The sequence below is a fragment of the Bacteroidota bacterium genome (assembly GCA_016183775.1).
Lineage (GTDB): Bacteria > Bacteroidota > Bacteroidia > JABDFU01 > JABDFU01 > JABDFU01.
Genome location: JACPDY010000119.1, coordinates 42,116 through 55,857, shown reverse-complemented (window position 1 = coordinate 55,857; position 13,742 = coordinate 42,116). Strand labels below are relative to the sequence as shown.

Genomic DNA, 13,742 nt, shown 5'->3' with positions numbered 1-13,742 from the left:
AGCTTTGCGTCTTTGCGTGAAACCATGAGGGATACCTTTGTGGAATAGCCATATGATGCTATGCAGATTAAATAATATTAAATTTGTGCAAGATGATCCAATTATCAGTCGTAATAATAACGTATAACGAAGAACGCAACATTGCCCGCTGCCTTGATTCTGTAAAAGAAATAGCGGATGATATTGTTGTTGTTGATTCTTACTCGACCGATAAAACTCCGGAAATATGCAAATCAAGGGGGATACGTTTTGTGCAACATACATTTGAAGGACATATAGAACAAAAGAATTGGGCCATTACCCAGGCTAAATACCCTCATGTACTGTCGTTAGATGCTGATGAAGCATTATCTGTTGAACTTCAACGATCAATAGCACAGCTAAAAAATAATTGGAAGCACGATGGCTATTACATGAACCGTCTCACAAATTATTGCGGAAAATGGATCCATCATTGCGGCTGGTACCCCGATCGTAAATTACGATTATGGGATTCACGCAAAGGCAAATGGGGAGGATTGAACCCGCACGATAGATTTGAAATGACCGGCCCTGATTCCAAAAGAGGATTTTTAAAAGGTGATATTTTGCACTACGGATATTATACCGTTGAAGAACACTTTAATAAGATCGGCTACTTTACTGATATATCTTCCAAAGCCTTATTCGAAAACGGGAAGAAACCATCTCTTTTAAAACGATTTGTGAGTCCGGCTGCGGCATTTTTGGGTGACTACGTTCTGAAACTCGGTTTTTTAGACGGGTATTATGGTTTTGTAATAAGTAAAAGCTCCGCGATCGCCACTTACCAGAAATACAATAAACTGAACAGGCTATTTAATAACTCCAAATGAAGGTATTGCACATTTCATCGGAACCAGAGTGGCGTGGCGGAGAACAGCAGCTCGCTTACCTGGTTGATGAGCTATATAAAAACAATGTTCAGCAATGGATATTATGTCTTGAAGGATCATCTCTTCACAACTATTGCAAGAAAAAACACCTGACACACCTCACTTTTTCAAGAGGTCTTCTGCATCAGATACGTGCTGCAAAACAAGTGAAGGATATTTGCCAAAATTATATGATCGAACTGATCCATATTCACGATTCGCATGCTCACAATTTTGCTGTGCTGGCTGCTGATATATTCTTCAACCCCACTCCACTTGTCCTGAGCCGGAAAGTGGCATTTCCAATAAGCAGGAATTGGTTTTCAAGATATAAATACAATCACAAAAAAATAAAAGCAATAATTTGTGTTTCCGAAGCGGTAAAAAATATACTATCGGAGGATATCCGCAACAAGTCAAAACTCTGTACCATTTACGACTGTGTAGACCTGAATAATTTTAGCGGAGGCAGATCAGGGACGCTTCGCAAACAACATAACATTGGTGAAAACGAATTAATAATCGGAAATATAGCCGCACTTACTTCGGAAAAAGATCATATCACATTCATCAATACAGCCGAAGTGCTTATTAAGAAAGACGTAAAGGCCTGGTTTATTCTTGTCGGAACAGGAAATGAAAGGAACCCGCTTGAGTTACTTATAAAACAGAAAGGTCTCCATGATAAAATTATTTTTCATGGCTTTGCGTTAGATATTTCCGCTGTATTACGCGACTTGGATATTTTCCTTTTTACTTCCAGGAAAGAAGGACTGGGATCTATCCTGCTGGCATCGTTTGCCGCCCGGACACCTGTTGTTGCAGCTCAAACAGGAGGCATACCCGAACTTGTGAAACATAACGAAACAGGCTTACTTGCTCCCATTGGAGACGCAACCCGGCTGGCAGAAAATATTATTTCACTGATAAAATCACCGGAGCTTAAAGAAAAAATCATTGTAAATGCTTCTACTTTTGTACAGCAATTTTCGAAAGAGGCCATAAGTAAGCAGATGCTTGATATTTATAAGGAAATTGTGATTAAGTAATCTTAATTGCCCTTCTCTCTTCCAAACAAAAGCAATGCATTAAAGAAAGCGAAAAAGGTAACTCCCGGCTGGGTCTCAAGAGTATCTTCGTTTAAGAAAGAAAGCACAACGATCAGAAAAAACACAAAGTAAAAATAATCATTCCACATTCTATGCCACATGAACGGGCAGATAAGTGTTATTAAAAACCACGCCAACCCGGATATTCCGAATGCTACAGCAATTGACAAATACTGATTGTGCGAACGCAGCCGATGATGTACATCTAGTGGTGAATTCATTTCAGTGTATTGTTCCGCATAGACATTTTTTATATCGCCTGTTCCAACACCGAAAACAGGATGCTTCTTAACAATAGACCAGCCTGCTTTCCAGAACTCCAGCCGCATTACTGCCGAATGACCATTAATATTGGCTCCTCTTTTATAATCCTCAAACTCCCACAACGTTTCCATGATTCGAATTGTTACGGCAGATTTTCCAAGATAATTAACGTTAGCAATGCCATTTTCAATTGCACCCACCTCTTTGTCACCCAAAGAACGAACAGCAGCAGCATCTTTCTTAAGTCCCTTTGAAGCCAGGTATCGCACAAGGGTGTATTGCACCAGGTCACCTCTGGTGTTCTTCCCATTAAAGTCTATTGTTGATCGCTCATTCCAGGCCTGCTCAAGCTCTTTCCAGCATATATAAATCCAAACGGGGTACCCATTTTCCTTTTGAGTATTAGTCGTATCATTCTCATATATATTACCTGATGCGGTAGTTTTTTCAAGTTTTGAATATTCTATCGGAGGAATGTCTTTGCCCGGAGTTACCAGTGGTTTAATATATAAGATTACACCGGTGACCATAACTAAAACTCCAAAAACAGCTACAATCCTAGGCAATAATTTCTTTAATGTAAAAATAAAATAGAGCATAAGGGCAAAGGTGACAAATACCAACGCAACAATCCCGGTAAGGGAATCAAGTATGGTCATGAATATGATCAGCCAGGTTATCACAACTGCCAGTATAACTTTCGAAAAAATAGACGGATCAGAATACAGGTACCATGCTGAAATAAAAATGGAAAGGCAGATCAATAAACTAAAACGGATATGCGAAATAAAAATAGAAATATCGCGAATGTCAGTCACCGGATTTTTGGCATAGATCATCCCGCAGTACACCCCCATACTGATAAATGTACCCACCACAACTGATGCAACAAAAATCGCCATCAACCAGTTAAACAATTGCTTTGAAAGGGGCGCAGAGGTTGAGATCAGCAACGGCAAGACAAGCAGTGGCGCCTTTATGCGTATATCCTTGAAAGCATACTCAAAATCGCTGGTGTAAAACAGGCCCAATAGGTGCATGAGAATTACAGAACTCACAAGCACTGCCATTTTATTCTTCCAAAAATATTTCACTTTTTGAATTATTCCGCCTTCGAGAAGCCAATTTCCCAAAATAATGAACTGTCCTATACTCATTAAAAATTCGGACACAGGCATACCAACAGCAACAACAGATAAACCAAAAAAATAGATCCACTTGTGTGTTTGAGGATGGAATAGTTGCATGCAGTTAATCTAACGCAGCAAAGGTAAATTAATTGTGTGAAACCGGATGTTGATTGTTAGTTGCGTCGCCTGACAACAAACAGTCAACAACAATATCGGAAGATTACTTAAAAAGAGTATACACCACAAAACTCGCCCCGTAAGCCATTATCCCCATATAAAGAAACTGGATGACAGGCCACTTCCAGCTTTTGGTTTCCCGTTTTACTACAGCAAGGGTACTCATGCACTGCATTGCAAACGCAAAAAATATCATCAAGGAAAGTCCTACTGCCTTTGAGTAAAGAGGCTCTCCTGTAGTCACATTTTTTTCAATCATCATTTTTTCACGGATAGACATTGTATTTTGAGCATCTCCCACGCTATATATGGTCGCCATAGTGCCCACAAACACTTCCCGCGCCGCGAATGATGAAATTAATGCGATCCCTATTTTCCAATCAAAACCTAACGGAGCAATGGCCGGCTCTATGGCTTTACCAAGCATTCCTGCATATGAAGCTTCGAGTTTTTGGGCCGCGATGAGCGCATTATTGTCAGCCAGATCGCTGGTTGGCACTGTATTATACCTGCTTTCAATTTCAGCAAATTTGCCGGATGGCCCGTGGGATGACAGCACCCAAAGAATTACTGAAATAGCAACAATTACTTTACCTGCATCAAATAAAAACACTTTTACTTTATCATAAATTGTATATGCAACATTCGTCCAGCGCGGAGCGCGGTACACAGGAAGTTCCATAATAAAATAGCTTTTCTCTTTTGTCTTTATAATAAACTTCATTACTAAGGCCGCCGCCATTGCCGCCATGAAACCGATAAGATACATCAGCATTAATACTAGGCCATGCGCATTAAAAAAACCTGAACTTGTCCCGGCCGGGAAGATCAGGCTGATAAGCAATGTATAAACAGGCAGCCTGGCCGAACAACTCATAAGTGGTGTTATTAAAATTGTCACAAGGCGCTCCTTCCAACTGCTAATGGTGCGGGTACCCATAACAGCAGGAACCGCACAGGCTACACCGCTTATAAGCGGTATTACCGAACGGCCATTCAAACCAAACCTGCGCATCAGTTTGTCCATTATAAAACTAACCCGGGCCATATAACCCGTATCTTCAAGTAAGGCAATGAAGCCAAACAACAATGCTATTTGGGGAACAAATATCACCACCCCGCTTAACCCTGAAAGCACGCCATTGATCAGCAGGTCAGAAAGCTCTCCTTTGGGCAAATACAAATGACCCAAATCTGAAAAACGTATAAATAATTTTTCCCCCCATTGCATCGGGAAAGCGGCGATGTAAAATATACTCTGGAAGATGAAAAACAATACCAGTAAAAATATCAGGTAGCCCCATATCCTATGTGTCAGTAGTTTATCCAGGCGATGTGTTAACGATATTTTATTATCAGGCCTGTCTTCTTTAACAATATCATTTACAAGAGCCGAAATAACATTATACCGTTCAATGCTTTCAACAGCAGGATTCTCGTTAGCGGGAGCGAATTTTATTGTTGATGGCATTATCAATCCACTCAATATCGTCTTAAGTTCGCTAATCCCCTGTTCGTTCCTCGCGCTTATTGGAACAACGGGTACGCCAAGCCGTTCAGCAAGTACACTTGCTTTGTCTGAGATACCCAAATGACCGGCAAGATCAATCATATTTAATGCAACAACTACCGGAAGTTCCAGTTCAATTATTTGTGTGACTAAAAAGAGATTCCGTTTTAAATTTGTGGCATCCACTACAACCACAACCACATCAGGATAATCAGGGTGATTTTTATTCTTCAGTATTTCACAAGCCACTTCTTCATCAATTGAACGGGGCTGCAGGCTGTAAGTGCCAGGCAGATCAATAAAACTGGCTTGTATAACAAGCCCGCTTTTATTCAAAAGATTTGCATAGCCAACTTTCTTGTCAACAGTAACTCCGGGAAAATTTCCTGTTTTTTGATTAAGCCCTGTAAGCTCATTGAATAAGGTAGATTTGCCACTATTAGGATTACCCGCCAGTGCAATTTTTATTACAGATGATGATCTATTCACAAAGAAAAATAAATGATTTGTCGCGGCAAACTACTACACTAAGTTTCGGTGCACTCAGTTGAAATATGCACGATTCAGCTATTCATCGCAGGTTTTACCAATATTGTAGATGCCTCTTTTTTCCGCAAACTTAATAAATAGCCTGAAACAAAAATGGCTATAGGATCGCCCATCGGCGCAATATTATCCACCACGATAGTTTCACCAGGGGTACAGCCCATCTCTAATAGCTTTAAGGACATTTCGTTATCAGTGAACGAATCAATGACAGCCCTCTCGCCCAATTTCATACTCGCCAGCGTATATGTGCCTCCCTGTTTCATTCTATGGGCTAAATTATTCATTTAAAAAGTAATGTATATACCCTGAATTAGGTATTTAGTTGTCAGCAGGTTAAAAAACTGACAACCAACAACATCTTCTGTCCTTACAGATGTGGGCAATCACAGCTTTTTGGGGTCCTTGAGTGCCTGACCTTTGAGGAGCTGCTACATGCAATAAAAAGGCAGCAAACCAATAGTATGATAAGTCTTGATAATCTTATTATTTTTATCCCTGGGTCCATTCCGCCAACTCCTATCTAAGATACCAAATTATTAGCTATTTTTAACCAATTATTGCTTATAAACATGAATTTACTATATCATTTCGGGAAATATTACCTGCTGATCAAACGCACTTTTCATAAACCCGAAAAATACTCCATTTACTATAAACAACTAATGGCCGAGATCAATTCATTAGGTATCGGTTCGCTTGGAATTGCCGCAATCATTTCGGTATTTATGGGCGCGGTTATTACTATTCAATCTTCATTTAACTTCACCAGCGCCTGGATCCCCCTTTATGCAGTTGGTTTAGCCACGCGCCAGGGTATTATACTGGAGTTTGCGCCTACTATTATAAGCCTGATCTTAGCGGGTAAGGTCGGTTCAAATATCGCTTCCGAGATTGGAACAATGCGCGTAACCGAACAAATTGACGCGTTGGAAGTAATGGGGATCAACTCTGCCAGCTACCTGATAATGCCCAAAGTGCTGGCCGCTGTTTTCATAAATCCTTTTATTATTCTGATAAGTATGTTTCTGGGAATATTTGGCGGATGGCTCTTCGGGATCATTACCGGTGTGGTTTCTTCATATGAATATGTTTATGGTATACAATATCAGTTCAAGCCTTTTGGAGTTACTTATGCATTGATAAAAACGGTGGTCTTTGCTTTTATTATTACATCTGTATCTTCATATCATGGTTATTATACAAAAGGCGGTGCGCTTGAAGTAGGACGGGCAAGTACCAAGGCGGTGGTATACAGCAGTATTTTGATCCTTGTATTTAATTTCCTTCTTACACAATTATTGATGTCGTGATCCAGGCGCGCAACATATCCAAAGCTTTTGGCAACCGGCCCGTCCTGAAGAATGTTTCATTTGACCTTGAGCCGGGTAAATGCAATCTTATTATAGGGGAAAGCGGATCCGGAAAAACTGTATTTACCAAATGTATGGTCGGCTTGCTTAAAGTTGATTCCGGCGAAGTGCTGTACGATAACCGGAACTTTACGACAATGAGTTTTTACGAAAAAAAGGTCATACGTAAAGAGATCGGTATGCTTTTCCAGGGAGGCGCACTGTTTGATTCAATGACAGTGGAAGAAAACATTATTTTTCCCCTCTCCATGTTTACTGATAAAACACAGGAAGAAAAACGTGAAAGGGCGAACTTTTGTTTAAACCGCGTAAATCTTCCGAATGCCGCATCCCTTCTGCCTTCAGAGTTAAGCGGGGGTATGAAAAAAAGGGTTGCTATAGCACGCGCAATAGCTGTTGAACCAAGGTACCTGATCTGTGACGAACCCAATTCAGGCCTTGACCCACGAACTTCTATTGTTATTGATGAGTTGATCAAAGAAATAACTTATGAATATAATATTACAACGCTTGTCATCACTCACGACATGAATTCTGTACTTGAAATAGGCGACAATATTGCTTTTTTGTACAACGGAGAAATTCTATGGAAAGGCAACAAAGAACAAATATTGCATGCCGGAGCAAAAGAGTTGGTTGACTTTGTATACGCCACTAAATTCCTGAAAGAATTCAGAAAAAGAGTTATTCAATAATTTTTGCTTTACACTATTGCAATAATTAAAAAAACCTTCCGGGATCCCGGAAGGTTTTTTACTGATATACTTATAATTATTTATTTAACAAGTGTCATCCGTTTGGTAACACGGGTTTCACCTGCAGTCAATGTATAGAAATATACACCAGCCTCCAGGTTAGTGCCATTAAATTGAATATTATGGCTTCCGGCAAACTGTCTGCCTTCATTAATAGTCTGAATTTTTTTCCCTGTAATGTCAAACACTTCGAGTGCTACATTAGCGCCTTCGATAAGTTCGTAGCTAATGTATGTGTTATCATTAAAAGGGTTCGGGGTATTTTGTCCAACGCGGATATTGTTAGCCTGCTTTTCATTAATTCCTACAGGCTGATTTGAGATAATTACGCTTACATTCCATGCAAAGTCAGCACTTGGACGCATACATGAATTTAAATACGCTCCTGTACCTGTGTACTTTCCATATCTTCCAACATGATAGTAGTCAACTCCTGAGTTTTTTGTTTTAGCAGGATTGGTAGCCTGTGTACTTTTATCATACAGATAGGCAGAATTGGCTTTTCCACCTCTCAAAGATCCCGCGAAACCATTTTTTGTTGCAGGACTCATCGGATTGGAATATTGGTATACCACATCACCTGCAGTATAATCAGTCCCCGGAATGAATGAGTAGGTAACCGCCAAAATATTATTTGCCGGAATTTTAAGGCCGCCTGCAGGCATTACAAATACATGTACGTTTGCATAAGCATTACCAACAGTGATCGTGTCGGCTGCAGTTAATACCTTTTTAAGAAATATACGGTTAGTTGCCGGACAGGTTAAGTGCGATACGTCACCATGACTGGTGGAAGAATTAACAAAAGGCGTTAGCCAGGTTCTTGGCGATATTGAACTCAAAACAGTTTGCCACACGCTTGTATTTAACGTATCAGCCCAGCATATCTCAAGTAATAACGTATCATTTACAGAAGTCCTTCTTTGATAAAAACCAACGATTAAAATTGAATCGACCTGATAAGCATCAGTGGGGGTGAGGAAAGGGACTTCATCAAAAGCAGGACCAGGGCTATAATAAGGCGATTTAGGATCCACAATAACTCCCGCACGTATATTAAATACATTTGCAGTAGAAGAACTATTACTGTATTTAGCGGTTGAGTCCATAAATAATACATTCCCGTAATAAGTAAAATCCCCAACAGGAGCATTATTTACACCCTTTTCATATTCTGCTTTTGCATATTGCCAGTTAAGCTCATAATGAAAAACCCCTGATTGGAGTGCTTTAACATTGCGCGCATTAATATCATAATTGGGTTTCCAATTCAGCATTGGGCCGGATTGCACCGGTTGTGTTTCAATGGTATTATATTGAGCCAATGTGTTGATACTCAATAAAATCATGCTAAATAGTGTATTGCTGACAAAATTAAACTTCAACCGAAAGATTTAGAACAAAAAAAATCCCCCCGCCCAAACCGGCGGGGGGATTTTTTTATTGTAGTTAAAATTACTTATCTAACAAGTGTCATGCGTTTAGTAACACGAGTCTCTCCTGCAGTTAATGTATAGAAGTATACACCAGCCTGAAGATTGCTTCCGTTAAATTGAATGTTATAGTTACCGGCAAATTTTTTGCCTTCGTTAATGGCTTGTACTTTTTTACCGGTAATGTCAAACACTTCAAGTGTAACATTTGCACTTTCAATCAGCTCATAACCAATATATGTATTATCATTGAACGGATTAGGAATGTTTTGTCCAACACGTAAATTGTTTGATTTGTGCTCATCAATTCCCACCACCTGGTTAGAAATGATAGTTTCTATGTACCAGCAAAAATCAGCACCAGGATACATGCAGGAATTTGCAAATGCCTGACCACCGGTATATTTTCCATACCTTCCGTTTGTGTAGTAATCCATGCTGCTGTTCTTTGTTTTTGCAGGATTTCCTGACAAGTCTCTATCATAATAATAACTCAGCCCATTTGTACCGTTATAATCTTTCTGGCCAGCCAGGTAACCACCAAAACCATTTTTTGTAGCCGGAGTTGTCGGGTTGCTATACTGGAACACAACATCACCTATGGTGTAGCTTCCCGGAACAAAAGTGTATGTAACCGCTACAGGATTACCTGCAGGGATCTTCACGCCTCCATTTGGCATTACTACAACAATTGCACCTGCAAAAGGGTTACCAACGGTGATCGTATCAGCTGCAGTCATAACACGCTTAACGATTACACGATTACCTGCAGCGGCAGTTAAGTGGGACACATTCCCATGTGATGCAGATGAGTTAAGTTTAGGACAAACCCAATACTGGTTTTTCCCTGAATTATAAACCTGTGTCCAGGTAGTATAGTTGGCAGTATCACCCCATGATAATTCCACTATCATTGTATCATCAACACTAACACGTCTCTGATAGTTTCCATCGATCAAAACTGTATCAACCTGATATGCATCAGAGGCAGTAAGAAAAGGACCGGTGAAAGTAGAATCGTAATAAGGAGATTTGGGGTCAACAACAACTCCTGCACGCATATTAAATGGATTGTCATTTCCGGTACTGCTGCTTGTTACAGCAGTTGAATCCATAAAAACAACATTTCGGTATACGGCGAAATTCGAGGCCGTTGCATTATCAACATTTATGTTCCACCACTCCTTAGCAGCAGCCCATACTAACTGATAATGAAATACGCCCGAACGTATTGAATTGTTATTTATTTTATTAGCCCTGCCACTTGGTTTCCAATCAACAAGCTCTAATCCGTTTTTAGCAGGACTTACGGTGTTGTCCTGCTGAGCATGCTGAGCAAATAAAGCTACCCCGGCAAACATTAAAGTACAAAAAGTAATTTTTTTCATGGTGTCGTTGTATTTAATAATAATTAATAAAACAGTTTTTACAAAAAATTAAGAGCTACGAATTTACAATTTTTTTACAAATAGCAATTGAAGCCGAATTAACTTTTATCCGCAATTAAACTATTTTCATACGATAGAATCACAATTTTGGCAGCACATAACATGCTGATTTTCAAACTAATTCTTCTATATATTGTTCGATTGGCGGACAAGAACAAACCAAATTTCTGTCGCCATGCGCATTGTCAATACGGGCAACTGAAGGCCAAAACTTATTGTCTCTTACCCATTTTAATGGATAAACAGCCTTTTCACGTGAATAGTTATGATTCCAGTCATTGCTAATTGCCGCCTTTGCGGTATGCGGAGCATTTTTGATCACATTATCCTGTGGATCGGCTTTGCCTTCAGCAATTTCCTGTATTTCCTTTCTAATAGTTACCATTGCTTCACAAAACCGGTCTAATTCAGCCATTGATTCACTTTCTGTCGGTTCGATCATTAATGTATCATGTACGGGAAAAGCAACTGTTGGTGCATGAAAGCCAAAGTCCATCAGGCGCTTTGCAATATCGCCCACCTCTATACCCGTGGTACGCTTAAACTCTTTACAATCAAGTATCATCTCGTGCGCAACACGATTATTTTTTCCAACATATAAAATAGGGTAATATTCTTTTAATACTTCTTTCATGTAATTCGCGTTCAGTATGGCCGTTTTGGTAGCCTCAGTTACACCTTCCGCACCCAGCATTTTAATGTATCCATAAGATATAAGCAATATGAGCGCACTACCCCATGGGGCCGCCGAAACAGCTGAGATACCCTGCTCTCCGCCCGTTTTGATCACCGCATGCGAAGGAAGAAACGGAACCAAATGTTTTGCAACCCCAATTGGCCCCATCCCCGGACCTCCACCGCCGTGCGGGATAGCAAATGTTTTATGTAAGTTAAGGTGGCACACATCTGCGCCAATATTGCCCGGGCTGGTCAATCCCACCTGTGCATTCATATTCGCGCCATCCATGTAAACCTGCCCGCCATTATCGTGAATAATTTTGGTGATCTTTTTTATACTCTCTTCATAAACACCATGTGTGGACGGATAGGTAACCATGAAACAGGAAAGATTGTCCTTATGCAATTCGGCCTTTTCCTTCAGATCTGCCAAATCAATATTCCCGAGATCATCGCATTTCACTACTACAATATGCATCCCTGCCATAGCAGCACTCGCGGGATTTGTACCATGCGCAGAAGATGGGATAAGGGCAATGTTCCTGTGTCCGTGGCCCCGTGAAATGTGATATGCGCGAATTACCATCAACCCCGCATATTCACCCTGTGCGCCCGAATTAGGTTGAAAGCTCATGGCCGCGAATCCTGTTATTTTTGAAAGATCCTTATTGAGTTCTTTGAATATTTGCTGGTATCCTTTTGTTTGCTCAACAGGTGCAAAAGGGTGAATATTCGCGAACTCCGGCCATGTGATCGGGCAAAGTTCCGATGCAGCATTCAGCTTCATGGTGCAGGAACCAAGCGCTATCATTGAATGTGTCAATGACAAATCTTTGTTCTCCAAACGCTTGATGTAGCGCATCATTTCACTTTCCGAATGATATAAATTAAATATCGGGTGAGCTAAGAATGGGGACGTACGCTTTGCAAAAGAAGAGGTGAGATGTGAAGCATGAGATGCGAGGTGCTGTTCAGTAATTCCATTTGATGTTTTGCCCAGTGTTTCTGCAAACACAGAAATAATATCATTCAGGTCGTCAATACCAACTGTCTGATCCAGGGCAATACCAACGGTATTTTCATTTATATAACGGAAGTTGATCTCCTTTTTCAGGGCAATGACCTCCACCTGTTTAACAGAAGTTCCGACAGGTAATTTCACTTTGATCGTATCGAAAAATAGTTCATTCTCAATGGTACAACCCAAAACTTTTAATTCATTTGCCAACGCCGCCACGGAAAAATGTACCTGTTCCGCAATTCCTTTTAATCCTTCCGGGCCATGATATACGGCGTACATACTGGCCATTATAGCCAACAAAGCCTGCGCGGTACATATATTTGAAGTGGCTTTATCTCTCCTTATGTGCTGCTCACGTGTTTGAAGAGCCATACGAAACGCCGGGTTCCCTTCCGCATCAACTGAAACACCTATGATACGCCCCGGCAGCAGTCGCTTGTATTCTTCTTTGGTAGCAAAAAAAGCGGCATGCGGCCCCCCGTAACCCATCGGAACGCCAAAACGCTGAGAGTTACCGAATACAACATCGGCGCCCCATTCACCGGGAGGAGTTAACAATGTCAGGGCAAGCAGATCGGTAGCAACAGCAACCATAGCATCGCCTGCTTTTGCACGTTTTACAAAATCTGCATAATTATTAACAGCACCATCAATATTTGGATATTGTATTAATGCGCCATAAATTTTTTCACTGAATTGAAATGTTTTCCAATCGCCCGTTTCAATTTTTATTCCGAGTGGAATTGCACGTGTTTTAAGAACATCAATGGTTTGCGGATACACATCATTTGAGACGAAGAATACATTCGCTTCTCTCTTCTGCGATTCGCGGGAACGATTATTGAATAACATTGTCATTGCTTCGGCACCCGCGGTGGCTTCATCCAATAATGAAGCATTTGCAATTGGCAGCCCGGTAAGATCAATGACCATCGTTTGAAAATTGATGAGCGCTTCCAGGCGACCTTGTGATATTTCTGCCTGGTAAGGCGTGTAAGCGGTGTACCATCCCGGATTCTCGAGAACATTACGCTGAGTTACGGCCGGAATGATCGTTCCGTAATAGCCCAAACCGATATATGAACGATATGCCTTATTTTTTGAAGCGATCTTTTTAAGATCCTTTAAATATTGATACTCCGTCGCAGCTGAGTTGATATTAAGGGACTTGCTCAACCTTATACCGTCGGGAATTGTCTGGCTGATCAGTTCATCAACAGAATTTACCCCGATCTTATGGAGCATCTTTTCTACTTCGTTCGTACGCGGACCGTTGTGACGGTTTACAAATGTGTCTTTAACCATTTTACCTGATTTTTAAGGGTAACAAATGTAATAAATTGAGTATTGATTATTTAATTCTACGTTAATTAAAACATCAACAAAAAACAGGCAGGTGTTCAAA

General features: G+C 40.5%; 10 protein-coding genes. 4 read left to right on the top strand and 6 right to left on the bottom strand.

Going from position 1 to position 13,742, the window contains the following annotated elements; genetic code table 11:
- The first annotated feature begins 92 nt into the window (after positions 1–92).
- Both HYU69_14295 and HYU69_14290 read left to right on the top strand, forming a co-directional pair.
- Complete coding sequence (locus tag HYU69_14295) at positions 93–854, top strand: glycosyltransferase family 2 protein (GenBank protein ID MBI2271511.1); 762 nt, start codon at positions 93–95, stop codon at positions 852–854.
- The gene (locus HYU69_14290) at positions 851–1,942 is read left to right on the top strand and encodes a glycosyltransferase family 4 protein (GenBank protein MBI2271510.1); all 1,092 of its coding nucleotides are present in this window, start codon (positions 851–853) and stop codon (positions 1,940–1,942) included. Before HYU69_14295 ends, HYU69_14290 begins: the two co-directional genes overlap by 4 nt.
- Before the next feature lie 2 nt (positions 1,943–1,944).
- On the opposite strand, the gene HYU69_14285 is transcribed toward HYU69_14290, so the two are convergent.
- The 3 genes from HYU69_14285 to HYU69_14275 form a co-directional block, all read right to left on the bottom strand.
- Complete coding sequence (locus HYU69_14285) at positions 1,945–3,513, bottom strand: O-antigen ligase family protein (GenBank protein MBI2271509.1); 1,569 nt, start codon at positions 3,511–3,513, stop codon at positions 1,945–1,947.
- A gap of 103 nt (positions 3,514–3,616) precedes the next feature.
- Positions 3,617–5,551: a ferrous iron transport protein B gene (feoB, locus tag HYU69_14280; protein MBI2271508.1), complete on the bottom strand. Its 1,935-nt coding sequence runs from the start codon at positions 5,549–5,551 to the stop codon at positions 3,617–3,619.
- A gap of 95 nt (positions 5,552–5,646) precedes the next feature.
- Positions 5,647–5,895, bottom strand: a complete 249-nt coding sequence (locus HYU69_14275) for a ferrous iron transport protein A (protein MBI2271507.1) — start codon at positions 5,893–5,895, stop codon at positions 5,647–5,649.
- A 306-nt stretch (positions 5,896–6,201) separates the two neighbouring features.
- Here HYU69_14275 and HYU69_14270 point away from each other — a divergent pair, with 306 nt between their 5' ends.
- Together HYU69_14270 and HYU69_14265 are read left to right on the top strand one after the other, a co-directional pair.
- A complete protein-coding gene (locus HYU69_14270) occupies positions 6,202–6,942 on the top strand; it encodes an ABC transporter permease (GenBank protein MBI2271506.1) in 741 nt (246 codons plus the stop codon).
- Entirely contained in the window at positions 6,939–7,697 is a 759-nt protein-coding gene (locus tag HYU69_14265) for an ATP-binding cassette domain-containing protein (GenBank protein ID MBI2271505.1), read from the top strand. The genes HYU69_14270 and HYU69_14265 overlap by 4 nt, the downstream gene beginning before the upstream one ends.
- An 80-nt stretch (positions 7,698–7,777) precedes the next feature.
- On the opposite strand, the gene HYU69_14260 is transcribed toward HYU69_14265, so the two are convergent.
- From HYU69_14260 to gcvP, 3 genes are all read right to left on the bottom strand, one after another.
- Positions 7,778–9,106: a T9SS type A sorting domain-containing protein gene (locus HYU69_14260; protein ID MBI2271504.1), complete on the bottom strand. Its 1,329-nt coding sequence runs from the start codon at positions 9,104–9,106 to the stop codon at positions 7,778–7,780.
- Between the two features lie 110 nt (positions 9,107–9,216).
- Positions 9,217–10,578 carry a T9SS type A sorting domain-containing protein gene (locus tag HYU69_14255; GenBank protein ID MBI2271503.1) on the bottom strand — a complete coding sequence of 454 codons (1,362 nt, stop codon included), beginning with the start codon at positions 10,576–10,578 and terminating at the stop codon, positions 9,217–9,219.
- 172 nt (positions 10,579–10,750) lie between these two features.
- Positions 10,751–13,642, bottom strand: coding sequence for an aminomethyl-transferring glycine dehydrogenase (gene gcvP / locus HYU69_14250; GenBank protein MBI2271502.1), 2,892 nt, complete (start codon positions 13,640–13,642; stop codon positions 10,751–10,753).
- Positions 13,643–13,742: the final 100 nt, after the last annotated feature.